Source organism: Ruminiclostridium papyrosolvens DSM 2782, assembly GCF_029318685.1.
Classification (GTDB): Bacteria; Bacillota; Clostridia; order Acetivibrionales; family DSM-1351; genus Ruminiclostridium; species Ruminiclostridium papyrosolvens.
The window spans coordinates 4,837,308-4,862,592 of sequence record NZ_CP119677.1 but is presented as its reverse complement, the minus strand read 5'-3'; the positions used below and the strand labels follow the sequence as shown (position 1 = coordinate 4,862,592).

Sequence of the window (25,285 nt, the reverse complement as noted above, 5' to 3'; positions counted from 1 at the left end):
ATAGCCTAAGGCTATTTTTGCTTATAAATTAGTAATTAGACATAATAGAGTGACATTGAGGATTGTTGAAAAATGTCTAATTATAGTATATATTAGTATCGTTGAAGCCATATGCTTACAAAACGTCTTACAGTGTGAGAGAGGATAATTCATCATGAAAGAGACAAAATTTAAATTGAAAAGCATTAGAAGTAAATTACTTATTAGCCTGATTAGTATATGTTTAGTACCATTAGTTGCACTTGGTTTAACATCTTATTATCAATCCAAATCAATATTGGTGGATAAATTAGAAAATACAAGCTCACAAATACTTAGAGAGGTAAACAGAGGTATCGATAAAGAGCTTACGGCAAAGGGCAACAATGTGTTAATGCTTAGTAATAATTTAAATTTCATAAATATAAAAAGTAACCCTGAGTTACTTCCCCATGTTATGGATTCCATCAAAGGAGTAATGGAAAGTAACCAAAATGTACAAAATGTATATATGGGTACGGCAAACAAGGACTTTTACTGTTATCCCAAATTGGAAGTACCGGCAGGATTTGACCCTACATCAAGACCCTGGTATAAGGAAGCTTTAAATAATAAGGGTAAGGTAGTATATGGTGAACCGTATGTATCTATATCAGGGGGAACTGTTGTTGTATCTATTTCTAAAACAGTAGAAAAAGATGGTCAGATAGTTGGAGTAGTTAGCATGGACATAGATTTAAGTTCACTTTCCAAAGACCTTGACCAAATAAAGATTGGGAACAAAGGATACGCTTCGCTTCTTGATAAGAAGGGCATAATACTTGCTAACCCTGACACAAAAATTATTGGTACGGATACCTTTACTAAACTACCTGTATGGAATGAGGTAAAAAGCAAAGGAACAGGTTTTACTTCTTATGAATATGAGGGAAAGGTAAAATATGCTGTCTATTCAAAAAGTCCTTTAACCGGATGGATTATGCTAGGCTCTATGGAAGTAGATGAACTGGCCAAAGACACCAGAGTTATGTTAAACATGCTTTTAATATTTTTAGTATTAGCGGTTTTAGCAGCGTCGGTGCTGTCTGTATTAATTTCCAATTCAGTGTCTTCAAATGTTAAAAAGATTAAAAATGTTATGGAAAAGGCTTCTAAGGGAGATTTCACCGAGACTGTACAGGTTAATACTCACGATGAGATAGGCTATTTGGCAAAAGACTTTAATACCATGATATTAAACATGGCTAATATGATTAAAAACGTTGAAATGTCATCCCAGACAGTTCTTGATACCTCAGGTAATTTATCCTCTATGACGGAGCAGACAACTGCTTCCGTGGGTCAGGTATCCAAAGCTATAGATGAAATATCACAGGGAGCAGCAGTTCAAGCTTCCAGTACACAGGAGGCAGCTTCTGAAATGGAAGAGCTGTCAGTGGGATTAGAGCAGATATCAAACTCAACTGCTGAAATGAATAATATTTCTGAGAACACCAGAGTTTTAAGCAATAAGGGCTTGGAGATAGTTAAGTTCCTTATGAATAAATCGGAAGAAACTAAGAGAACTACCCAAACCGTAAGTGAAATAGTAGATGACATGAGCAAGAGTACTGAGGAGATTAATAAGATTTCGGATACCATTAACCAAATTACCGAGCAAACCAATCTGCTGTCCCTTAATGCAAGTATTGAAGCTGCCAGAGCAGGAGAGTCCGGGAGAGGTTTCGCTGTAGTGGCAGATGAAATCAGAAAACTTGCTGAACGGTCCAAGAGCTCAACAGGTGAAATAAAAAGAATAGTCGAAGTAATCAAGGGGAAATCATCCACAGCAGTAAACGCTATGGAACAGGCCAAAAGTATTGTTAATGACCAAGACCAGACTGTAGAAGAAACTATTGAAATTTTTAATAAGATATATTCATCCATAAACGATTTGATGAATATGGTCTATAGCGTGAAGGAACAAGTATTAAATATTAATCATCAAAAAACTGAAGTTACCAGACAAATTGAAAACATTTCTTCAACCTCACAGGAGACAGCTGCAGCTTCGCAGGAGGTCTCTGCCTCAGCAGAAGAAATAAATGCTACTATGGACGAATTTAATAACTATGTAATGGGGCTTCAAAATTTAGCAGAGAGACTAAATGGGGAACTCCGCAAGTTCAAACTGAATTAAAAAAATTAATATTTAAGAAATGCCTATAAGATGACTTGTCTTATGGGCATTTTTTAAGCAACTACATAGCAAATATATACCTATACTGTTATAATAATGTATACATAATATACAACAGAATAAAAGACATCGTAGCATAACACAGTATTTAAATTAATTGATAATAATGTAAGGGGTCAACAATGTCAATAAACTACGTGCAGGATATGACAGAAGGAAATGAAGTCAAGCTTCTGATAAAGTTTTCATTACCAATGCTTATCGGTAATATCTTTCAACAATTTTACAACTTAATTGATTCGGTTATTGTAGGAAAGTATGTAGGTGCTAATGCACTTGCGGCGGTGGGAGCTACAGCCTCACTGAATTTTCTGACATTTTCCATTTGCTTGGGATTGTCTATTGGAATAGGTATAATAATTTCACAGTATTTTGGTGCAAAAAAAGAAGAAGAAGTAAAAAGTGCTATAGCAAATGCGGTATATGTAATAGCTGTGTCAGGAATAATTATGAGCTTAGTAACCTGCTTGTTAGCCCGACCTATACTGGAGCTGATGAAAACGCCTCCTGAAATTATAGATGACTCAGTGACGTTTCTGAGAATAACAGCAGGAGGTATGATTGCAGTAGCGGCGTATAACGCAACAGCGGGCATATTAAGGGCGTTAGGGGATTCAAGGACACCCTTGTTATTTTTGATATTATCTTGTGGAGTAAATGTAGGTCTGGACTTATTACTTGTGCTGAAGTTCGGCTTTGGAGTGGCGGGAACAGCCTGTGCCACAGTTATCTCTCAGGCTATTGCTGCTTTGGGCTGCATTATCTTTGCTTTATCCACAAATTCGTATTTTAAATTAAAAAAAGAGCATATGAGAATTAATTGGGCTATTGTAAAAAAATGTTTCAAAATCGGAATTCCGGTTGCACTGCAAAACTCAATGATTGCTATTTCATTGGTAGCATTGCAGAGTGTTGTAAACGGATTCGGAAAGGTTGCGGTTGCTGCATATACAGCAACCAGCAGAGTAGAACAGCTAATAGGACAGCCTTATAATTCTTTGGGAGCAGCCATGTCAACATTTGCGGGACAGAATATGGGGGCAGGTAAGCTGGAGAGGGTCAGAAGGGGTTATCATAAGAGCATAATAATAGTTGCGGTATTGAGTCTGACCGCACTGTTGGCAGCCCAGTTCGGAGGACATGCAATTATGAGTGTATTTGTTAAAGAATCGGCCGTTATAGAGCTTGGTGCCAAAGCAATAAAAATTACAAGCTGTATGTATTTTGCGCTGGGCCTGATATATATTACAAGAGGTGTTTTAAACGGTACCGGCGATGCTTTCTATTCTATGATAAACGGCATTGTCGAGGTTGTGGGTAGAATTGGGTTTTCAACAGGGTTGGCAATGATTCCGACTATCGGAGTGTGGAGTGTGTGGACTACTACAGGTTTAACATGGGGTATTACGGCAATTGCAAGTATAATAAGATACAGGCAGGGCAAATGGGAACATAAATCCTTAGTAAAGGCTGAGAGCTAAATATACAATTTAACATACAAAATTGTATAAATTTAGATATTATAGAAGGAATTGGGAATCAGATGTCGAATAGTTCCTGTGCTTCTCATGTTCGTAGGACAGAGGAGGCTAGGGAATTGCTTCATGGCTGAGCCATAAAAATCTATTAGTCCCCGAAGCAAATCACTATATTATATAAATAATATTTCGGGGGTGTCTTATGAAATTAGCCAGGAATTTTAATGTTCAAGGAATCAGTGCAAAAACTAAGCATTTGAGGAAAGAATCAATCTTTCAATTATTCCTTTTTGCTGTATTCTTAATATTTCTTTATTTAATACGGTATTCCTACCATTTATTATTTCATACTTCTGCAGAGTTGTTTGTTTGTGGAATATCATTTGCATTGTTTTTTGTTTCACTTAATACAAACAGCATGTTAAAAAACAAATTTATTGTATTTTTAGGCATAGGGTATTTCTTTATTGGTATTATTGATATGTTTCATATATTTGTGTATTCAGGAGTATCAATAATATTTTATAACGGCGACCAAAGCAAGGTTGTACAGTTCTGGATGTCAGGAAGGTATATGACGGCAATTACACTTCTGGGGTCAACTTTGCTCCTTTATAAAAATTTAAAGAAGTTCAGAACCTGTGTGATATTTATAGCATACTTCCTGGCTAGCTGTGGAATTATTGCTTCAATACTCTATTTTAACGTGTTTCCCGATTGTTATAAAATAGGTCATGGGCTTACGCGATTTAAAATAATTAGTGAATTTGTAATTACCATAATAATTTTGATAGTTGCCATATTGTACTTTAAAAAGAGAAAAAACATTGATTCTAAGCTTTTCTTTAATATGGAGTGCCATTTAGTTTTAATGGCCATTTCCGAATTGATGTTCACCTATTTTTTCAACCCCTCGGACTGGACAAATGTCTGGTCTCACATAGTACGGGTATTGTCTTATTTCTTTCTTTATAAGGCAATTATTGAGACAGGGCTAAAACGACCCTACAACATATTATATGATAAAATAAATAATATTGATAATCAATTAAAACAAGAACAGCAGCAGCGAATGATGATAGAAGATATGCTCGTCAAAAATGACAGATGCTACGAGCTTATAATAAATAATTCAAGCGATGCCATAATAGTAACCAGTGAAGGTAAGTTGATTTTTGCAAATGACCGGGCAGAAAAGATTTTTGGTATTTATACTTCAGGTGAGTTAATTGGGATGGAGCTGTTGAGCTTTGTTCATCCGGATGACAGAATACTTGTCAGGAAACACATGGAGATGTCTTGCCTGGGACAAGCTTCCCCGGTTCAATATGAATATAAAATAATGTCACACAAAGGGCGCATAATTGACCTTGAGTCCACCAGCGATATATTGGTATATCAGGGCAAACTTTCAAATATCAGTATACTAAAGGATATTAGCTCAAGAAAGCAGATTAGCAAGCTTAAAAGCGATATAAGGGACAATGAGAGGGTACTAAATGAGACGATAGAATATAATAAGCTGCTAACAGAGTTTTTCTCCAATATTTCACATGAACTTAAAACTCCATTAAACGTTATTCTGGGGGCGATACAGATTTTAAATCTACCCCACGATTTTGAGCTGCCCCAACCCTTTGAAGAAAATCTGAATAAATATCATAGAGTGATGAAGCAAAATTGCTATAGACTTCTAAGACTTGTAAATAATTTAATTGACCTGTCAAAATTTGATTCCGGGTTTTTAAAGTTGAACCTGTCCAATCAGAATATAGTAAGTGTAGTTGAAGAAATTACCCTTTCCGTTGCAGATTATGTTGAGAGCCGTGGACTTAGTATTACCTTTGACACTGATTGCGAAGAAAAAATAATTGCAGTTGATGCCGATAAAATAGAAAGAATTATACTTAACCTCCTTTCAAATTCTATAAAGTTTACTGATAAGGATGGGAGTATTTTAATAAGCATCAGCGACAAGGGCGAGATGGTTTCTATATCTGTCAGGGACACAGGCATAGGTATACCAAAGGATAAGCTTGAGACGATTTTTGAAAGGTTTGGACAGGTTGACAAAACACTGACAAGAAACAGGGAAGGCAGCGGTATAGGGTTATCTCTTGTTAAAACCCTTGTGGAGATGCATGGAGGTGTTATTAAAATAAGCAGTATGGAAGGTAAGGGCAGCGAAGTTTACATTGAACTTCCGGTAAAGGTACTCGATGATGAAGCTTCTGCTAACAGAGCTGTTGTCAGCAGAACAAACGTTGAAAACATAAATGTTGAGTTTTCAGATATATATTCTTAAAAATCGAGTAAATGCAAGACCCAGAATATAAATATATCCTAAGAATAATGGCAGTAAAACAAGGAAATCATAGACTAGAAACATATTTACAATGGAGGATATTTATGTCTTCAGAAACTCACAACATTAGTGTTTATAGTGAAATAGGAAAACTAAAATCTGTACTTCTCCACTGTCCCGGTGAAGAGGTAGAAAATATCGTTCCTGATTATCTTAGAAGGCTCCTTTTTGACGAAATAATATATCTGGAGCAAGCAAGAAGAGAACATAACCAATTTGCAGACATACTCAGAAATGAAGGTGTGGAAGTTATATATCTTACGGATTTAATGGCAGAAATACTGATAAATCCGGATATCAGAAGAGAATTTCTAAAAGAGCTTATGGTAGAGGGCAAGGCTGTTACAGAAGGCCTTCAGGAGGCAATATTGGAATATCTGGATGATTTCTCCCCAAAAGAACTCATAAGCAAATGTATAGCGGGGATAAAACAGGAGGATCTGAAACATATAAAACCAAAAGAATTAGGTGATATGGTTAAGAATGCTTATCCTTTTTATCTTGATCCTATACCAAATTTATATTTTCAACGAGATCCTTTTGCAGCAATCGGAAGAGGTATTTCTCTGAATGTAATGGCAAATGAAACACGCAACAGAGAAACACTTTTTGCAAAATATATTTTTAATTACCATCCCGGATTTAAAAATATACCCAGATGGTATAACAGAGATAAGACACACCCAATAGAGGGAGGAGATATACTTGTTCTGTCGGAAAAGGTTCTGGCTATAGGAATAAGTGACAGAACTAGTCCTGTAGCAGTTGAAAGACTGGCATATAATCTTCTCAGTTCAAGGGAGCCAATTGATACAGTACTGGCATTTGACATTCCCAAAACAAGGGCATACATGCATTTAGACACGGTATTTACCATGGTTGATTACGACCAGTTCACTATATTTCCCGGGATAGAAGACCCTCTTGATGTTTACAGTATAACAAGAGGAGAAAAAAATCAGTTAAAAATAAAATACGAGCACAAGGATTTATCCCATGTATTGAAAGAGTATTTAAAGCTGCCTGCTGTGAATCTTATAAGATGCGGAGATGGAGACCCTATTGCCGCCAGTCGTGAGCAGTGGAGTGATGGAAGTAACACTTTGGCTGTATCTCCGGGCAAGGTCGTATGCTATAACCGAAACATTGTAACCAACAACGCTTTAAGAAAAAACCACATTGAAGTACTGGAGTTTGATTCCTATGAGTTGTCCAGAGGCAGAGGAGGGCCAAGGTGTATGAGTATGCCCTTGTATCGGGAATCAATATAGGTGTACTAAAAAAGAATTGATGGCTCAGTAAACATCAGAGAATTCTATGTTTACTTTTTCGTTTAAAGTAAGAACCGTAGGTACACTTTTGTGTGCACTTTTCGGGACAAGGTAAACAGGCAGTGTAATTGTAAAAGTACTGCCTTTGGTGGGCTCACTTTCAAGAGTTATAGTACCCTTGTGAAGTTCCACCAGATACTTTGTAATAGTCAATCCCATTCCGCTTCCTTCATGTTGACGGGTAAGAGACTTGTCTACTTGAATAAACCTATCAAAAATAAATGGTTGATTTTCCAATGAAATACCGATGCCGTTATCCTTTACAGATATTTTTATATTTTCAGTACAGTCTTCAATACTTACATAGATTTCTCTTCCGCTGCTGTTAAACTTTACGGCATTAGAAATCAAATTTAGAAGAATTCTCTGTATTTGGTCAGGGTCACAAGCCAGAAACTTTTCTTCCACGTCGGTATCGAAGATAAGGGTTATACCCTTATCCTTAATATGAGATGCTACCGAAAGGACAGTTTCCTCCACGACATCAACAATATTGTTGTTGGTTAGGTTCAAATCCAAAGACCCTGCATCAATCTTGGTAATATCAATAATGTTATTGATAATTCTCGTCAGCCTGAAACAATTCTGGTTCATAATGTGAAAATGCTTGTGCATCATTACTGTGTCTAGCACGCCGTGGTTCTGACTGATTTTAAGAGCTGAAAGTTTAAGGCTACTAACCATAAGATTTAAAGGTGTCCTTAGCTCATGAGAAACATTACACAAAAAATCAGTTTTAAGTTTATCCAGTTCTATTAATTTATCATTCGCCTGATTGGCAACCTTCGTAACAGCAGCTTCCTCTGCGACTTTCTCCGCAAGACTGAGCACATTGCTTATATCCTGCAAGACATAAGCAGTTCCTATTATGGTGGTCTTATCCTCAGAATAAATCTGAGATATGGACATGTTGACAGGTATTGTGTGATTCTCCCGGGTCAATATTTTATAGCCTGATACCTTTACACTTGCTTTATCAGAGCATATTTTCGGGGAAAACAAAGTACTGATATCTTTTTCCAAAAGCTCTGAATAACAATATCCGGAAAGCTCTTTAAGACTATCATTAACCTCCACTATTTTACCCTTTGTATCAGTAATAATAACCATATCGGATATTTTTGAAATAATTTGTTTGGCCGAAATTGAAGCTGATGTCATGGCCATGCTTTGCTTGGCAAATATAACATTTAAAGCAATTGAGTATATAATAACGGCAGTATGTACAAGCGTCGGTGATACGTTTCTGCTGAAAAAAGGCATAATAACATTCGTAACAATTCCAATGCTAATAGGAACTGTTTGAAGAAGTGCATGCGTAATAACAGACTTCAGCTCAGTATATTTCAAATTTACATATAAAAGTATCCCAATAAACAAGAAGCAAGGGAAAAACCATGGATCAGGAGTTTTAAAGGAGTACAACCAAATCCCGTTGCTTTTGTAGAAGGAAATATAAGTCAAGTCGTCAAAAAGAAACAGTATCGATATAGGAATGCACAACGAAAATATGACGGGTACAGTCAATTTTGTTTTCTGTGGCCCGTCACTAAGTATTGATACAATGTTAATTGACAAAATATTATATGTATAAAACCCTATGGCACCTACCTTATACCACATAAGGGCAGCGTCTTTGTCAGGGGCACTGGAAAAAAACACAAAAGACAAAGACCAAAGTATAAGTACAATATTTAAAAGCAAATAAAACCATCGATTGCTATTATTACGCTTTATGATAAAGACACAGGAGGTAGTAACTGCGTAAGTTAACAAAATTATAAGTGATATTATCGGTACTAAAACCGAGTAAGACAAATAACACATATATATGACCTCTCTCTACACCATAATATTATACTGTTATGTAAAAATAAGTCAAATACTATTATGCACCAAAATTCGAGCTTTTTAACCGCAAATCTCGGCATTATTATGTCTATTTCAAGTATTTATTTCCAAATAAAATATCATATTGGATTAAACGGTAGTCCTTAATAAGTTGGTTATCACTGTCAACAGTACTTATAGTTTGCTGATGAAGAACAGGGAAGTCTTTCTCCAACTTGGGCAGAATATTAAAATAATTAGGGTATTTTACACCTGTATCCTCCAAAATTTTGTATGCAATATGAGATGGGGAAACAATTTCAGAGAAGGAATCAATCTCTTTAAAGTTTGACCATGCAGCAAATGGAGTTGTGTAATATTTAAGTTTTTCTAAGTTTTGGTTTTGAGCTGACCTGTCATCAGTACCCAGAAGATCATATACCTTGTAAAAATCATTCAGACTTCCAAGTCTGGGGGCATGGTCTCCAAAGAAATATACCAACGTAGGTTTTTTACTGTTTTTCAACTCTTCTATAAGTTTTCCAAGAGATTGGTCGGCATCATAAATCCCCTGAGCAAAATTACCCACAATATTCTTCTGCTGCTCGTTCAGTTTAGATGATTCCACAGTTACATCATGGGAGCTGTATTTATCAATATAGGGGTCGTGATTCTGCATGGAAATTCCAAAAATGAATGCAGGCTTATCAGAGGAATTCAAAGTCTCCATGATTTTGTCGACTAAGGCATAGTCCGAAATATACGGCCCCTTGCACTGGGAGCTTAGACTAAATTTATCAACATCGTAGAACTTTTCAAATCCAAAATAATTATATACTTTATCTCTGTTATAAAACCAACCATAGTTTGGGTGAATGGCAGTTGTACTGTAGCCGTTGTCCTTTAAAACAGATGCAATACTGGGAGTAGTTGTCCTAAGATATGCATTGTAAACAATAATACCCGGGCTCAAGGCAGAAATTGACATTCCTGTGAGAGCCTCAAATTCGCTGTTTGCAGTTCCTCCACCGATAACAGGAGCTGCTAATTGACCCTTTTGGTATTTGTGAGTATTTTCTACTATATTCTTGCTGAATTTTAAATCATTGAGCTTGGTTATATCCCAAAAACTTTCACTCATAATCATAATAACATTAGGCTTTTCATTTGAAACAAATGCGGAAGCGGCTACACTGTCACCTGTCTCACCGTATTTGGAATTAATATCGGCCATTGTACTTTCGCTGTATCCCTGAGGTTTAGGATTAAGGTATTTATCAAGCTCTGTAAGATAAAAATAGTTCTGAGCAAACATGCCGTTAGCCACTATTTCATCCTTACCGATATACCATGACTGCTGTATTCCCAGCTGTATGGACAAAGGTGTATATATGAGAACTATGGAATTTAAAATGAGGAATATTCCGGCAAAAGGAAGCAATAACAAAGAAAGCTTGGGCTTCAAATATCTGCCTATAGCTTTTCTGAAACGTATCACAACATACACCATTACCCCAATTCCGGCAACAACAGAAACTATAATAGGTATACTGAGGTATTCTTTGCATATGCCTATTAAATTACGAATCAGGTATAAATCCCATGGATAAAAAGGTTCATCGAAATATTTGAATTTAATATAGTTAGCAACTGTAAGGAAAATTGTTACTATTCCAATTATAATTTTAGGAATACCCCTGCCTAACAATGCTGTCAGGCACATATAGATACTGCATAGAACCAATATATTAAACAACAGATTAGGGTCAAGTATATCTTGGATAGTTTCCTTGAAATTCTGCCTTATGGAAAGTTCGCATATAAAGGTTGCAATACCGGAAACTGTAAAGAAAGATATAAGGCTCATTACCGGTTTAATAAAATTTGAAAGATCAAAAGCAGTACCAGCCTTTGAGAATTTCGAAAAAAGCATACGAAAAATCATATTTGCAGATATGGCAAACCAAATAGCAAACAGGGACAAAAGTGGTAAATAAACTGCGGCTAAGGCACCCAGCTTGACGATATTTATTAAAAGTACACTATCTATAATTGACTGTCCAAGTGATTTAAATAGAAAAACTGCCAATCCAAGAGAAGAAACAAATAAATTAAAAAAAGCAAACGCCCATATTTTTTTTGTTTTAATAATATTTTTTCCATTTAATAAGGAGCCAAAAACATATACAGGATAAAGTGCCACAACAAATACAGGCACGCTGAAGTCAAGTAAACAAGCGGCATACACAGATATAAATGAAAGCAAAAACGTCATAGGGAACAAAAAATTAAAATGCTGAAGCTTTGGGGTAATAATACTCCACAAAAGATATGAAAGGAACAGCATATTTAAAAGATATGTTCTTTGCGTTAATGTGATTGCTAAAACAAACAAGTTCACACCTAAAAGAATAATAAATGCAAGTCTGTTAATGTTTAATTTAATAGCAGGCATATAGAAAACTGCGGTTGAAGCCAGCAGAACTAAAGCCAATTGGACAAAAGCGTTACCGTTATAAAATATATCTACGGCACTTATTATTGTAACCAAAAAAAAGAATACAAAATTATTTCTTATATTTTTCATATTTAACCAGCTTCCTGTTATTATTAAGTCAGGACAAAAAATAGCTTTTAGTGTAATATAATACCTGCGGTCGCTTGCTTTATTATTATCATTTACTAAAAATACCGGTAAAATTTAAAAATGTTTACCGCAAAGTATTATTGTACAGAGTTTCCTGACTTTAAAATACGAAAACGATTATATCAAACTAAACCCAAATGTTAAAGTAGATAGCAACGGAATTATTTAAATGTAACAAAAAGTTTATAAATAAGAGCCTACCCCATATATAATAGGACAGGCTCTCACTTTTAAAGTATCCTATGCCAATTCAAGTGCGATTTCCATCATATTTGTAAACGATGTCTGACGCTCCTCGGCTGAGGTTGCTTCATGTGAAACAAGGGAGTCAGAGACAGTCAATATGCATATGGCATTTGCTCCTGCACGGGCAGCATTCATGTATAATGCTGCGGCTTCCATTTCTATTGCCAGAACACCCATTCTGGCCCATCTTTTCCAAACCTCAGGTTCATCATCGTAGAATATATCGGCGGATAAAATATTTCCGACCTTCACCGGAATTGCTTTATTTTCTGCAATAGTTAAAGCCTTTTTCATTAAAGGCCAAGATGCAGTAGGAGCATAAGTTCCAGGTAAGTTATATTGGGACGCGTAATTGGAGGTGGTAGAGGCCGACATTCCGATAATTATATCCCTGATTTTTACGTCCTCTTGAATAGCTCCGCAGGAACCTATCCTAATAATGTTCTTTACTCCATAAAAGTTTAACAATTCATATGAGTATATTCCTATTGAGGGCATACCCATTCCAGAACCCATAACGGAGACTTTCTTGCCTTTATAAGTACCCGTAAATCCGAACATATTTCTAACGGAGTTAAATTGAACAGGGTTCTCCAAATAGGTTTCGGCTATAAATTTTGCACGAAGAGGATCTCCCGGCATTAATACTGTTTCAGCGATAACACCCTGCTCGCTTACATTGATATGTGGTGTAGGAATCATAATTCACTCTCCTAAATTTAGTATCTTATATTGTTAAAACATATAATACATATAAATTATACAATTTTCCAATCAAAAAATCAGTAAAAATATAACAATGTAAAATCAAATTAAAAATTATTGACATTTTAAAGTGATAAGTTTATAATAATTCATGCACGAGGGAGCTTAGCTCAGCTGGGAGAGCATCTGCCTTACAAGCAGAGGGTCATAGGTTCGAGCCCTATAGTTCCCACCAAAAGCAATTATCATTTTATGATAATTGCTTTTTTTGTGCTGCTAATTCATTTACTAATACTGTAAGTAAAAAAGTTGGGTTTTAATAACAAAACAGGCCGAATATTCTTGTGAAAAAGTGTTGACACATAAGTTTTACCCTGTTATACTATCATAGTGTCAAGGGCAGAAACAACTGCTTTGATGCAAAAAAGATGCTGGTGTAGCTCAGCAGGTAGAGCAGCTGACTTGTAATCAGCAGGTCGGGGGTTCGATTCCGTCCGCCAGCTCCAAACCCTTCAAAATAACATTTTGAAGGGTTTTTTCATGTTCGAATAAAAGCTGCACTAAACACACATTAGTTAAACGTCTTTTGGTAAACTTCTAAAATAAATGTGATTTCCGTCTGGATCGCAAAAATGCATATTTTTTGCGCCCCAAGGCTGTAATTGCGGAGTATCAATAATATGTATTCCTAGATTCAGCAATCGCTTATACTCTTCATCTACATCATCAACAGTAAAAGCCAAGCTTATATTTTCATTTTGGTTATTCTTTGCTTTTCCGTTGTTGTAAACACTCAAAGCGGTACCTTCCGTAATTATGAATTGATGTATTTCATCCTTACACTCCGAAGAAATACCTAAGATATTTCTGTAGAAGTCGGCGATTTTAACAACGTCATTTGTTTCTATACAAACTTCACCTAAATTCACTTTCCAGCCTCCTTTAAAAATTAGTTTAGTAAATTTATTTCTTCAATAATTATAACATTCAATTAATTAAATTAGTACAATGTAAAATGCCGTATACATAATAACATGGAGATTTCAAATGCAAATTGACAAATGACATGTATAACACAGAAATAACTATAAAAAGCAAATGTATTTATTAAAATATTATGTATATCATTTTAAAATTTCTGGACAATTAAAGGATTAAATGACGATTGTTAACATTTTATGGCATTTGTATTACGTAAACTATTCCTTATAAAGCTTTATTGGCGGCATACAAAAGATATGATGGCAATATGAATTAAAACTTACATAGTGGCAATAATTAAGTAGGGGTGAATTTTATTTCCTCAGTTCAAAAGTGAAAACCCACAGGCAACATACCTACATAGCAGGGCTGAGACTATTTTCGATGTTAGTAGATTTTAATAACATTGACATGTATTTACACTTTTGATATAATGAATTTTGTGGGATATTCAAAAATTCTCCTCTAGAAAACGGAAGAAGTAGTTTGATTTTCTATAAAGATTTTCGTGTAAATATTTTCCTTACTTTTTAATGGTCTAAATAGTAAAAGATTTTATAAGGTGGTGAATTATGGACCAAATTAATTTACAGTCAAAAACGTTAGAAGATTTGAGATATATTGCAAAAATGCTGGGAATGAAAAATATATCCAAATATAAGAAGAGTGAGTTAGTAGAACTGCTTAGTGAAAACTCCAAAAAACTTAAATCTGATGATATTGTGGAAGAAGTTGTTTCTGAAGAAACTAAAAAGGCTGAACCAGCTACGAATACAATAGAAACTCAAGCAAGCGAAGAAAGGTCCAAAGAAGCATTAGAGGAGGTTCCTGTCTTAAGAAAATCCCGGAGAGGAAGGCCGAGCAAGGCATCAAAATCAATGGACAAGCCGGAAGATACCGGGGTATCAGATTTAATTACTAACGTTACAACTCAGGATAATCAGGGTAAAAATCCAAATTCCGTATCAGAACAAAGTGAAAAACCAGACAGATTGTCTGACACATTAAAGCATCTGGAAACAAAAAATATCGAGAAGAAGCCTCATAGCAGAGGACGGAAAAAGGATGTTCAGCCTTCTGGCGAACCTCAGGTTACTGAAAATAAAGTATTACCTAATACAACAAACACATCAGATGTTTCAACGCGAGAAAAAGAAAACAATTCGGCAGAAAACATACCACACAGGAAAAACAACAGATTAAAGCCGGAGCAAACTATAGAACAGCCAAAAAACATTTCTGATGAAAAGATATCGGGGAAAGTTGAAAAGGATTCGAAACCTCAGATATACAGAAAAGATGATCAGCCTTCAACAAGGCAGGATAATAGACAACAGCACAGGCAAGTCAGACCATATACTAACACAAACGGTAAGTCTGACATCTCATCGGAACCGCAGCGTATGCCATTAAATCAGCAGCCACAGCAGGTTCAGCCTCAGCAACCGACACCATCCCAGCCTCAGGTTATTTCACCTCAGATTCAACAACCGCAAGGTAGTGAAAAAATAGAAAGTGATGATCCTGTAGAGGGAGTTCTTGAAGTATTACCGGACGGTTATGGCTTTTTGAGAAGCGAAAACTATTTGTCCGGCCCTAAGGATGTTTATGTTTCACCTTCACAAATAAGACGTTTTGGTCTTAAAACAGGTGATAAACTCAGGGGAAAAGGCAGGATTCCAAAAGAAGGCGAAAAATTTCAGGCGTTATTATACGTACAGTCAATTAACGGAGACACTCCTGACGTTGCGTCTAAGAGAGTTGCCTTTGAGTACTTAACACCTATATATCCTGATAACAGAATTACTCTTGAAACTGCACCCAGAGAATTTTCAACAAGGCTTATAGATCTTATAGCTCCAATTGGAAAAGGCCAGAGAGGAATGATTGTATCTCCTCCTAAAGCCGGTAAAACAATACTTTTGAAAAAAATTGCAAATGCAATTACAATCAATTACCCCGAAGCCGAGCTAATAGTGCTGCTTATTGACGAAAGACCTGAAGAAGTAACCGACATGCAGCGTTCAATTAAGGGAGAGGTAATATATTCTACCTTTGACGAGGTTCCGGAACATCATATAAAGGTTGCGGAGATGGTGCTGGAAAGAGCTCAGCGTCTTGTAGAGCAGAAGAAAGATGTTGTCATTCTACTAGATAGTATAACAAGATTGGCAAGAGCGTATAACCTTACTATTCCTCCAACAGGAAGAACATTATCGGGAGGTTTGGACCCCGGTGCTCTTCATAAGCCAAAGAGATTTTTCGGAGCGGCTAGAAATATAGAAAATGGCGGCAGCTTGACAATAATGGCTACTGCACTTATTGAAACAGGAAGCAGAATGGATGATGTTATCTTTGAAGAATTCAAAGGTACAGGTAACATGGAATTGCATCTGGACAGAAAGTTATCTGAAAAGAGAATTTTCCCTGCAATCGACATTAATAAGTCAGGAACCAGACGTGAAGAGCTTCTTCTCAGTCAAAAAGAGCTTGAAAGTGTCTGGGCTATAAGGAAGGCAATGAGTAATATGGGAACTGCAGAGGTTACAGAGATTTTAATAAACAAACTTATGCAGACCAGAACAAACGATGATTTTGTAAATAGTATTAAAATATCTTTTTTAGATAAGAACTCGCAGGACAGATAGTAAATTAAAGTGTGGAACTTATTGTAAGTGCTAAAAAAGGTATTGCGGTGTATTTAATTTTATGTTAGAATATCACTTGCCTCGTTAATAAGCAACTAAGTACATTTTATTGTACGTTGAATATATATAATAATAATGCTGTTCATTGAGGACATTGCAATTATGTTTTGAAAGAAGGTGAAAAGCAATGAAAGAAGGAATTCATCCAGAATATTCTGAAGCAGTAGTAAAGTGCGCTTGCGGCGAGACTTTCACAACTGGTTCAACAAAGAAAGCCCTTCACGTTGAAATTTGTTCAAAGTGTCATCCGTTCTACACAGGTAGACAGAAGCTCGTTGATGTTGGTGGACGTGTTGATAAGTTTAAGAAGAAATACGGTATTGTTGATAACGCATAATGAAGGTATTATAAAGACTGGGAATCGTTTTTCCCGGTCTTTTGTTTCATATCTGTAAACAAATTACTATTAATCTTTTCTTTTAATAATATTCGAGTTATAATCTTTTTTAAGGGTTAAGTCTTTATAGATATAAGTCTATGTATACTGTGATTTTACCAACTCTGTTTTTTAATATAGGAGGAAAAATGAAAAAGACGACGATTGGTGGTCAAGCCTTACTTGAAGGTCTGCTTATGATAGGGCCGGAGTACAGGGCTACGGCAATTAGGAAGCCGGATGGTGAGATAATTGTTGAGAAACATCCGCAAAAGCCGAAAGGTAAGCTGTCAAAGATTCCAATAGTAAGAGGTGCTGTAAATTTATTTTCCCAGATGGTAATAGGAGTTAAAGCTCTTATGTATTCTGCCGAATTTATAGATCTTGAAGAAGATGATAAAAGCAATGAGCCTTCAAAAATAGAGCAATTTCTTGAGCGGAAATTTGGAGACAAGATAACAGACATAGCTATATATTTTTCAGTAGTACTGTCCATTTTTCTGAGTGTGGGGCTGTTTATATTGCTTCCAAACCTGATAGCGGGTTTTATACCTGTAGAAGGAGTTGTGTTTAAGAACCTTATAGAAGGAGCTCTTAGAGTAGGCATATTTATAGGATATCTGGCCCTGGTTTCACTTCTGAAGGATATGAAAAGGGTGTGGGAATATCACGGCGCAGAGCATAAGACAATACATTGTTATGAGCATGGTGACGAGCTTACGGTAGAGAATGTAAGAAAATATACTACGAAGCATCCAAGATGCGGTACGTCATTATTTTTTACCATAATGATAATCAGTATTTTGATATTTTCATTTACAGGATGGCATAATATATTTTTAAATGCAGCAATCAGAATTCTTCTTGTACCGGTTGTAGCAGGAGTATCTCTGGAGCTTATAAAATTTGCGGTGAGACATGAAAACTGGGTGTTCAAGATATTTAGTGCGCCGGGCCTAATGTTTCAGAAGTTTACTACCAGAGAGCCTGATGACAGTCAGATTGAAGTAGCAATTGCCGCTTTCAATGAAGTAATTCCAAACAGCGAAATCGTTGATGATTGGGGCAAAGACTAAAGAATATAACGGTGAAATATGAACATAAGTGAATTCATACATTATGCGGAAGATAAATTAAAAAGTGCAGATATTGAGACCCCGGTACAAGAAGCCGGGGTCATGCTTTGTCAGGTGCTTAACTGCGGAAGGGCATATTTATATGCCCACGGCGACAGAGAATTGAGCACTGATGAAAGAGCAGTACTTGACAATATGCTGGCTCAACGAGCTAAAAATACACCACTGCAATACATCATAGGGGATACCGAATTCATGTCATTAAAGTTTATAGTAACTCCTGCGGTACTTATACCAAGACAGGACACCGAGGTTCTAGTGGAAAAGGTTATTGAACTGGCAAAAAAAAGTAGCAATGCCGGATTAAAGGTCTTGGACATGTGTACAGGCTCCGGCTGCATAGCAGTGAGCATAGCCCATTTCTGCCCTGAGAGCAGCATTGTGGCGTGTGATATATCAGAGGAGGCTATTAAGGTAGCAAAAGCTAACAGTGACCTGAACGGCGTACAAAATAGAGTGGAATTTTTTTGCGGAGACCTGTTTGAAGCACTTAAAGGCTCATACAAATTTGATTTTATAGTCAGTAATCCTCCATATATTGAAACAGAAATAATTATAGGTTTACAGAAGGAAGTCCGCAGTTATGAGCCGGAATTAGCCCTTGACGGCGGTGCAGACGGACTTGATTTTTATAAAATAATTACAGTGAAAGCTCCGGAATATCTTAATAATCTTGGCTGGCTGGCCTTTGAAATCGGGTTTAATCAAGGAGAAAGGGTTTCCGCTCTAATGGAGGAGTCCTTTATCAATATACAGGTAATAAAAGACTATGGCGGAAATGACAGAGTTGTAATCGGGCAGCTGTCAATTTGAGGTTAATCATTCCATAACCGCATTACACCCGAATCCTGAAGCTTCTTCACCACGATTATACTTATAGGGCCCACAAACATTCCTATTATGCCAAAGAACTTTAACCCTATATACATTGCAAAGAGAGTTACCAGTGGGTGCAGGCCTATTTGGCTGCCTACTATCTTGGGCTCCATTATCTGCCTTATAAGTATACCAAGAACATAGATTATACTAAGACCAAGGGCAAGGGGCATATCCCCCGATATTACGGTCCACAAAATCCACGGAACCATAACCACTCCTGTACCCATGATAGGAATTGCATCAGAGAGTCCCACTAACAAGGCTATAAGAAATGCATAATCTACGTTCAAAATAAACAAGCCTATGCTTACTTCTATAAATGTGAAGCCCATAAGTATAAGAATAGCTTTAAAGTAACCCAGAAGTGCTTTAAAGGTATCCTTTTTCAAGCTGACTATATTTTTTCTCCAGGAAAATGGAAGCTGTCTGTAAAAGAAGGAAGAAATACTTTTTTTGTCGCTGCTTATAAAATATGTACCCAGAATTGTTACTATAACAAAAACTGTTAACCTTGGAATAGAGGATACGGTATTTATTACGTACTGAATAACTGAAGTTATAATTAATCCGATTTTTTCCGAAAAGGATATAAGATTTTTGGTTATGGTGCTGGTTACCTGATCCGGAAGCCCGTTGTAAAATAATGTTGCTTTATGAATTAAACCATTTATTTTAACGGATATATCACTGGAATATTTGGTTAGGTTGTCTTGTAAAACAATTAATTCATTATACATTTTTAGTATTCCTACGGTTAATACCAGTCCAAGTAATGACATTGTAAATAACAGGGATACAGCAGCTGCAGCCTTTCTTGATATCTTAAGTCTCTGGAGCAGCTTGATAACCGGTTCATTTATATAAGATACGATTAAAGCTATAACAAATGGTGCAAAAAACGGTAAAAGGTACGACATAGACAGATAAATCACTGCAAATATAAGCAAAATTAAAAGAAGCTTTTTAATTATAGATTGATACTTGTTCCATATCTCCATGTTGTTATACTCCTTACCTAATCTAAAATCCTTATATTTAATTTATACATTATAATAATACAAAAGTACATATTGAATTTATGTTTTAGGAAATATAACCAAGCAGGATTAGAAGAAATTTATGAATAGTATAAAACTATCCTGCAAAGGTAATTTGGAACACTAATAGAAGCTTTCTACAATTTTTGTATACAATACACAGCTATAACTTATTGAAATGCCTTAAAACATGGGCTTTTATTAATTTAGTATTTAAAAATATTTGTAAATTGATAAACGGAAGACATTGCAGGAGAATAAGTGACAAAAGTAATAATTGAATATTTTTTTTACCTAATAGCGAGATTGACTAAAGCACCATTTATAAATTATCATTGATAAGGGATTTAGTCTGACTTTATGATTTTTTTGTCTTTTTTAGAGTTTTATTATGTAACTAATAATGAGATTCTTAAAAATATGAGGGTTAAAATTACATTTTGAAAGGAGAATAAGCTGTGGATTGGTATTTATTACTGGCAGCTATTCTGTTGCCTGCATTAAGCGCGGCATTATGCTTGATTCTGAAGAATCAGAAGGTACGTATTGCTGTTGTGAGCATTTCTACTCTGCTGCTTTTTGCAGTGGCAGGCGGCTTCATAGCACTTATGATTAACTCTCCTGAAGGAAAACTCGTTTTCCAGATGGATGAGCATGTACTCGAGATTGTCGGTGGGTTGATTAAGGGACTTGACTTCTTACTCTTCTGCTACATCGGGTATATAGGTATAAAGCATAAAAAAGCAATAGTTCTTGTATTAACCGTATTACAATTTATTCCTTGGGTTTTATTTGAGATATTTGGAGTGTTCGGCAAGGTTAACGAGCCCGAACAGGCATTTGTAATTGACCATTTGTCATTAATAATGATAATGCTTGTTTCAATTATCGGCCCAATTGTTACATTTTTCGCACTTGGCTACATGAAGGAGCATGAACATCACTTGCACCTGAAAGTATCAAGGCAACCAAGATTCTTTATGATACTGTTTATATTCCTTGGTGCAATGAATGCATTGGTTATGACAGATAATCTGTCTTGGATGTATTTCTTCTGGGAGGTAACAACACTTTGCTCATTCCTGCTCATATCACATGACGGGACTGAAATAGCCATTAAAAACGGTTTAAAAGCGTTGTGGCTTAACTCAGTGGGCGGTGTAGCTTTTATCATCGCTATATTAATGGTAAACACAAGCTTGGATACACTTTCAATACAGGCTATATCAAATTCGGGAATGCAGGGCGCTTTCGCAGGAATGATGCCAATAGCACTTGGCCTTCTGTGTATTGCAGGTTTTACAAAGTCGGCGCAGTTCCCATTCCAGGGTTGGCTGCTGGGAGCCATGGTTGCTCCTACACCTGTATCCGCATTACTGCACTCCAGTACAATGGTTAAAGCCGGTGTATATCTTGTTGTAAGAATTGCTCCTGCTTTCTCAGGTACAAGACTTGGACAATTGGTTGCTGTTGCAGGAGGATTTACTTTTGTAGCTGCTTCAGCCATTGCAATAAGCCAGAGTAATGCAAAGAAGGTGCTTGCATATTCGACAATAGCAAATCTTGGATTGATAATATGCTGTGCAGGAATCGGTACGAGAATTTCTCTCGCCGCTGCTGTTCTGCTAATGATTTTCCATGCTGTATCAAAAGGACTGCTCTTCCTGTGCGTAGGTACTATAGAGCTTGGTATTGGCAGCCGTGACATCGAAGATATGCAGGGTTTATTCAAAAAGATGCCGTTTACTACAGTTATTACAGTAATAGGTCAAATTTCAATGCTGCTGCCGCCTTTCGGTGTTTTGATAACAAAGTGGATGGCGATAGAAACAGCTGTACATCTGCCATTGGTACTTGTGTTTATAATACTTGGCAGTGCCCTTACGGTTGTATTCTGGTCTAAGTGGATTGGAATAATTCTTACAATGTCATATAAGCCTAAGTATCATGTAGAAAAGCTTGCTTTCTCAATCAGAGCTGCTTTGTCAGTGCTAATTGCTTTGGTTATGGCTGCAAGTGTAGGAATTGCTCCATTGTATAACCAGTTTGTAAAGCCTCAGATAATAGCATTCAAAATTGCCGACAAAGAGATGCTTTCCGGAACAGGTATGGGAATATGGCTAGAAAAGGTTAATCAGGCTGTATACGGAGGGTTTGCTTCAATAATATTCTTTGGTGTGATATTGATATTGATGGTTGCAATACCTATTATCGCAAACAGAATCAAGCCTGCAAGATTAAAGCCGCCATATCTCTGTGGCAGCAATGTAGATGAAGATTTAAGAGGATTAGAGTTTATCAGTCCCGGTGACAAAGTTGAGAAAGTAGTTGTTAGAAACTATTACATGGAATCTGTTTTTGGTGAGACCAAGCTGACTTTCTGGCTCAACCTGGTTGCTGGTGCAATTATAATAATTTTGTTAGGGGTGGTGATCGGATTATGAGCATAAACAATATTTTAACTGCTGTTATTGCCATAATAGCTGCTCCAATTTTGGGTGGATTACTTTTTGGTATTGACAGAAAAATTACTGCAAGAATGCAGAATAGATTCGGACCTCCTGTGCTTCAGCCTTTCTATGACTTCTTTAAATTGATTGGCAAGCAGGGAATCGCCGTTAACCAGACTCAGATGGTTTATGTTTTAGGACATTTGTTCTTTGCAATAGGTGCTCTGGTTATGTTGGTTTTAAAACAGGATTTGCTTATGCTGATGTTTATTCTGGCATTTTCAGGCATTTCACTGATAATGGGTGCTATGAGTGTTCGTTCTCCATACAGCAAGATTGGTGCTCAGAGAGAAATTATGCAGATGATGGCATATGAACCCGTTTTGCTGTTAATGGTTGTTGGGGTGTACAAGGCAACAGGAAGCTTTATGATTTCTGATATTTTCAACCACGATAAACCTCTGTTGTACAGCTTGCCTCTTTTGTTCCTGGCATTCATTTATGTTTTGACAATAAAGCTGAGAAAGTCACCTTTTGACTTTGCAACATCTCACCATGGTCATCAGGAATTGATAAAGGGAGTAACTACTGAGTTTTCAGGGACTCAACTGGCATTGCTGGAATTAACAGACTGGATTGATTTGGTTCTGCTCATGGGATTAATTTCATTGTTTTTTGCAAAACCTTTATGGGTAGGTATATTAATAGCGTTAGTATGTTATTTCTTTGAAATAGTTATCGATAATATCAGTGCCAGAGTTACATGGCAGTGGATGGTTAAAATTACTTGGGTTGCAGGTATCGGTGCAGCTATGGTAAACATTGTTTGGATGTATCTTATTCCTTAATAGGAACTACTAAATATATTGGAGGTTGCTTGCTGACTAAACATATTTGCAAGCAGCCTATCCTGTAAGAAAGGTGAATTGTATGGGTATAATAAGCAAATCAAGGAAGAAATCACCCTGGATAATGCACTACGACTGTACGAGCTGCAACGGATGTGATATTGAGACACTTGCTTGTCTCACTCCACTGTATGATGCAGAGCGTTTGGGTATTATAAATGTTGGTAACCCAAAACATGCTGATATTTTGCTGGTAACAGGTTCTGTAAACAAGAGAAATGAAATCGTATTAAAGAATATATACAATCAAATGCCTGACCCTAAATGTGTTGTTGCTATTGGAGCATGTGCTTGCACCGGAGGTATTTTTAGGGAATGTTACAATGTACTTGGCGGGGTCGAAAACGTAATTCCCGTTGATGTATTTGTTCCGGGCTGCTGTGCAAGACCTGAAGCCATTATAGACGGTATAGTTCAGGCTATAGGTAAACTTGACGAAAAAGCTGATGCAATGAAGAAGGTAGCTAAATAAGGGCTGTCAGGCTCATGGAGGTAAGTGTAAAATGATTGAAAATTTGGTGGAAATTACAATTGATCAGCTGCTTGCAGAAGTTCAGAAGTGCAAGTATGATGGATACAGATTCATTACTACAACTAGTGTAGATAATGGTGATGACACTATAGATATTGTATATCATTTTGATATCGACTATAAAATGAAGAACTTAAAGATTACTGTTAAGAAGGATGAGGAAGTTCCAAGTATTTCTAAAATCTATATCAGTTCATTACTGGTTGAAAACGAGATAAAGGAACTCTTTGGAGTTAATATCACCGGAATTGTAGTAGATTACGGCGGACATATGCTTCTCTCAGAGGAAGAACTTGAATCACCAATGTTAAGAAGGCAAATAACTATTGAAAAAAGAGGGGGTAATTCAAAATGAGTTCAACTATAGTTCCTTTTGGGCCACAGCATCCTGTGCTTCCGGAACCCCTTCATATTAAGCTAGTTATGGAAGATGAAAATATTGTAGATGCAATACCTGCGATTGGTTATGTTCACAGAGGCCTTGAAAAGCTAACTGAAACAAAAGAGTTTACTCAAAACACATTTGTTGTTGAAAGAGTTTGCGGTATATGCAGTGTAATGCATGCAATGGCTTACTGTCAGGGTATTGAAGAATTGATGAATATTGAGATTTCCGACAGGGCGAAGTTTTTGAGAGTTATCTGGGCAGAGCTTCACAGAATGCACAGCCATTTGCTTTGGTTAGGTCTTCTGGCAGATGCCTTTGGTTTTGAGAGTTTATTCATGCAGGCATGGAGAGACAGAGAAAAGGTAATGGATATAATGGAAGAAACAGCTGGAAGTAGGGTTGTTATTTCATGTAATACTATTGGTGGTACAAGAAGAGATTTGAATAAAGAACAAATGGCTAAGATTGTTGCAACTGTTGATGACATTAAGTATGATTTAGAGCAGCTTGAAGCAGTGTTCTTAAGCAATTATACAGTTAAGCACAGGTTGGTTGGAGTAGGCGTTCTCACGAAGGCTGATGCAATTGAATATTGTACAGTAGGACCAATGGCAAGAGCAAGCGGTATTGTTACTGATATGAGAACTACAGGATATTCTGCATACGGACAATTGGATTTTGAGCCTATTACTCATAATGACGGTGACTGCTATGCAAGAACTTATGTAAGACTCAAAGAGGTTTATCAGTCTATTGACCTTATAAAACAGGCTATAGCAAAGATACCTGAAGGAGAGCATGTTGTTCCTTTCAAGGGATTCCCTCCAAAGGGAGATGTAATTTCAAGAGTTGAGCAGCCAAGAGGTGAAGTTCTCTATTATTTAAGAGGAAATGGAACAAAAACTTTGGATAGATTAAGACTTAGAACTCCTACATTTGCAAATATTCCGTCACTTCTGAAGATGTTGCCGGGCAGTCAGCTTGCAGATGTACCTATGCTTATTCTGACCATTGACCCATGCATATCCTGTACCGAGAGATAATAGAAATTTATTTGGTAGATAGGAGGT

At 36.5% G+C, this 25,285-nt stretch carries 18 protein-coding genes and 2 tRNA genes; 15 read left to right on the top strand and 5 right to left on the bottom strand.

What is annotated here, in order from left to right; translation table 11 throughout:
* Positions 1 to 154 precede the first annotated feature (154 nt).
* The 4 genes from P0092_RS21350 to arcA all read left to right on the top strand — a co-directional run bounded on the left by P0092_RS21350 (position 155) and on the right by arcA (position 7,332).
* Complete coding sequence (locus P0092_RS21350) at positions 155 to 2,158, top strand: methyl-accepting chemotaxis protein (RefSeq protein WP_004618264.1); 2,004 nt, start codon at positions 155 to 157, stop codon at positions 2,156 to 2,158.
* A 182-nt stretch (positions 2,159 to 2,340) separates the two neighbouring features.
* On the top strand, positions 2,341 to 3,699 hold the full coding sequence (locus P0092_RS21345; RefSeq protein WP_004618265.1) for an MATE family efflux transporter: 1,359 nt from the start codon (positions 2,341 to 2,343) through the stop codon (positions 3,697 to 3,699).
* Between the two features lie 199 nt (positions 3,700 to 3,898).
* Complete coding sequence (locus P0092_RS21340; protein ID WP_004618266.1) at positions 3,899 to 6,001, top strand: sensor histidine kinase; 2,103 nt, start codon at positions 3,899 to 3,901, stop codon at positions 5,999 to 6,001.
* 104 nt (positions 6,002 to 6,105) lie between these two features.
* Positions 6,106 to 7,332, top strand: a complete 1,227-nt coding sequence (gene arcA / locus P0092_RS21335; protein ID WP_004618267.1) for an arginine deiminase — start codon at positions 6,106 to 6,108, stop codon at positions 7,330 to 7,332.
* A gap of 24 nt (positions 7,333 to 7,356) precedes the next feature.
* Here the strand turns inward: arcA and P0092_RS21330 are convergent, their stop codons facing one another.
* From P0092_RS21330 to deoD, 3 genes are all read right to left on the bottom strand, one after another.
* Positions 7,357 to 9,015 (bottom strand): PAS domain-containing sensor histidine kinase, encoded by a 1,659-nt coding sequence (locus P0092_RS21330; protein WP_242831740.1) that lies wholly within the window; start codon positions 9,013 to 9,015, stop codon positions 7,357 to 7,359.
* Positions 9,016 to 9,331: 316 nt separating this feature from the next.
* Positions 9,332 to 11,809, bottom strand: coding sequence for an LTA synthase family protein (locus tag P0092_RS21325; protein WP_004618269.1), 2,478 nt, complete (start codon positions 11,807 to 11,809; stop codon positions 9,332 to 9,334).
* A gap of 300 nt (positions 11,810 to 12,109) precedes the next feature.
* Entirely contained in the window at positions 12,110 to 12,817 is a 708-nt protein-coding gene (gene deoD, locus P0092_RS21320) for a purine-nucleoside phosphorylase (protein WP_004618270.1), read from the bottom strand.
* Positions 12,818 to 12,979: 162 nt separating this feature from the next.
* On the opposite strand from deoD, the gene P0092_RS21315 reads away from it, so the two are divergent.
* Both P0092_RS21315 and P0092_RS21310 read left to right on the top strand, forming a co-directional pair.
* Positions 12,980 to 13,055 (top strand) — tRNA-Val (locus tag P0092_RS21315).
* 195 nt (positions 13,056 to 13,250) lie between these two features.
* A tRNA-Thr gene (locus tag P0092_RS21310) sits at positions 13,251 to 13,326 on the top strand.
* Between the two features lie 69 nt (positions 13,327 to 13,395).
* Here the strand turns inward: P0092_RS21310 and P0092_RS21305 are convergent.
* Positions 13,396 to 13,749 carry a VOC family protein gene (locus P0092_RS21305; RefSeq protein WP_004618271.1) on the bottom strand — a complete coding sequence of 118 codons (354 nt, stop codon included), beginning with the start codon at positions 13,747 to 13,749 and terminating at the stop codon, positions 13,396 to 13,398.
* 624 nt (positions 13,750 to 14,373) lie between these two features.
* On the opposite strand from P0092_RS21305, the gene rho reads away from it, so the two are divergent.
* The 4 genes from rho (at position 14,374) to prmC (ending at position 18,834) form a co-directional block, all read left to right on the top strand.
* Positions 14,374 to 16,449, top strand: coding sequence for a transcription termination factor Rho (rho, locus tag P0092_RS21300; protein WP_004618272.1), 2,076 nt, complete (start codon positions 14,374 to 14,376; stop codon positions 16,447 to 16,449).
* A 187-nt stretch (positions 16,450 to 16,636) separates the two neighbouring features.
* Positions 16,637 to 16,846 carry a 50S ribosomal protein L31 gene (gene rpmE, locus P0092_RS21295; RefSeq protein WP_004618273.1) on the top strand — a complete coding sequence of 70 codons (210 nt, stop codon included), beginning with the start codon at positions 16,637 to 16,639 and terminating at the stop codon, positions 16,844 to 16,846.
* Between the two features lie 188 nt (positions 16,847 to 17,034).
* The gene (locus P0092_RS21290; protein WP_004618274.1) at positions 17,035 to 17,961 is read left to right on the top strand and encodes a DUF1385 domain-containing protein; all 927 of its coding nucleotides are present in this window, start codon (positions 17,035 to 17,037) and stop codon (positions 17,959 to 17,961) included.
* A gap of 18 nt (positions 17,962 to 17,979) precedes the next feature.
* Positions 17,980 to 18,834: a peptide chain release factor N(5)-glutamine methyltransferase gene (gene prmC / locus P0092_RS21285; RefSeq protein ID WP_004618275.1), complete on the top strand. Its 855-nt coding sequence runs from the start codon at positions 17,980 to 17,982 to the stop codon at positions 18,832 to 18,834.
* A 2-nt stretch (positions 18,835 to 18,836) separates the two neighbouring features.
* Here the strand turns inward: prmC and ytvI are convergent, their stop codons facing one another.
* The gene (gene ytvI, locus P0092_RS21280; RefSeq protein WP_004618276.1) at positions 18,837 to 19,898 is read right to left on the bottom strand and encodes a sporulation integral membrane protein YtvI; all 1,062 of its coding nucleotides are present in this window, start codon (positions 19,896 to 19,898) and stop codon (positions 18,837 to 18,839) included.
* A gap of 497 nt (positions 19,899 to 20,395) precedes the next feature.
* Between ytvI and P0092_RS21275 the strand changes: the two genes are divergently transcribed.
* The 5 genes from P0092_RS21275 to P0092_RS21255 all read left to right on the top strand — a co-directional run bounded on the left by P0092_RS21275 (position 20,396) and on the right by P0092_RS21255 (position 25,258).
* Positions 20,396 to 22,381 (top strand): NADH-quinone oxidoreductase subunit 5 family protein, encoded by a 1,986-nt coding sequence (locus P0092_RS21275; RefSeq protein WP_004618277.1) that lies wholly within the window; start codon positions 20,396 to 20,398, stop codon positions 22,379 to 22,381.
* Positions 22,378 to 23,235, top strand: a complete 858-nt coding sequence (locus P0092_RS21270; protein WP_004618278.1) for a respiratory chain complex I subunit 1 family protein — start codon at positions 22,378 to 22,380, stop codon at positions 23,233 to 23,235. The genes P0092_RS21275 and P0092_RS21270 overlap by 4 nt, the downstream gene beginning before the upstream one ends.
* Before the next feature lie 82 nt (positions 23,236 to 23,317).
* Positions 23,318 to 23,767 (top strand): NADH-quinone oxidoreductase subunit B family protein, encoded by a 450-nt coding sequence (locus tag P0092_RS21265; protein WP_004618279.1) that lies wholly within the window; start codon positions 23,318 to 23,320, stop codon positions 23,765 to 23,767.
* Positions 23,768 to 23,813: 46 nt separating this feature from the next.
* Complete coding sequence (locus P0092_RS21260) at positions 23,814 to 24,182, top strand: NADH-quinone oxidoreductase subunit C (protein WP_276187237.1); 369 nt, start codon at positions 23,814 to 23,816, stop codon at positions 24,180 to 24,182.
* Entirely contained in the window at positions 24,179 to 25,258 is a 1,080-nt protein-coding gene (locus tag P0092_RS21255) for a hydrogenase large subunit (protein ID WP_004618281.1), read from the top strand. Before P0092_RS21260 ends, P0092_RS21255 begins: the two co-directional genes overlap by 4 nt.
* The last annotated feature ends 27 nt before the right edge of the window (positions 25,259 to 25,285 follow it).

Coding starts and splice junctions, on each gene's coding strand:
- P0092_RS21350 (WP_004618264.1), top strand. CDS start 155: ATGAAAGAGACAAAATTTAAATTGAAAAGCATTAGAAGTAAATTACTT.
- P0092_RS21345 (WP_004618265.1), top strand. CDS start 2,341: ATGTCAATAAACTACGTGCAGGATATGACAGAAGGAAATGAAGTCAAG.
- P0092_RS21340 (WP_004618266.1), top strand. CDS start 3,899: ATGAAATTAGCCAGGAATTTTAATGTTCAAGGAATCAGTGCAAAAACT.
- arcA (WP_004618267.1), top strand. CDS start 6,106: ATGTCTTCAGAAACTCACAACATTAGTGTTTATAGTGAAATAGGAAAA.
- P0092_RS21330 (WP_242831740.1), bottom strand. CDS start 9,015: ATGTGGTATAAGGTAGGTGCCATAGGGTTTTATACATATAATATTTTG.
- P0092_RS21325 (WP_004618269.1), bottom strand. CDS start 11,809: ATGAAAAATATAAGAAATAATTTTGTATTCTTTTTTTTGGTTACAATA.
- deoD (WP_004618270.1), bottom strand. CDS start 12,817: ATGATTCCTACACCACATATCAATGTAAGCGAGCAGGGTGTTATCGCT.
- rho (WP_004618272.1), top strand. CDS start 14,374: ATGGACCAAATTAATTTACAGTCAAAAACGTTAGAAGATTTGAGATAT.
- rpmE (WP_004618273.1), top strand. CDS start 16,637: ATGAAAGAAGGAATTCATCCAGAATATTCTGAAGCAGTAGTAAAGTGC.
- P0092_RS21290 (WP_004618274.1), top strand. CDS start 17,035: ATGAAAAAGACGACGATTGGTGGTCAAGCCTTACTTGAAGGTCTGCTT.
- prmC (WP_004618275.1), top strand. CDS start 17,980: ATGAACATAAGTGAATTCATACATTATGCGGAAGATAAATTAAAAAGT.
- ytvI (WP_004618276.1), bottom strand. CDS start 19,898: ATGGAGATATGGAACAAGTATCAATCTATAATTAAAAAGCTTCTTTTA.
- P0092_RS21270 (WP_004618278.1), top strand. CDS start 22,378: ATGAGCATAAACAATATTTTAACTGCTGTTATTGCCATAATAGCTGCT.
- P0092_RS21265 (WP_004618279.1), top strand. CDS start 23,318: ATGGGTATAATAAGCAAATCAAGGAAGAAATCACCCTGGATAATGCAC.
- P0092_RS21255 (WP_004618281.1), top strand. CDS start 24,179: ATGAGTTCAACTATAGTTCCTTTTGGGCCACAGCATCCTGTGCTTCCG.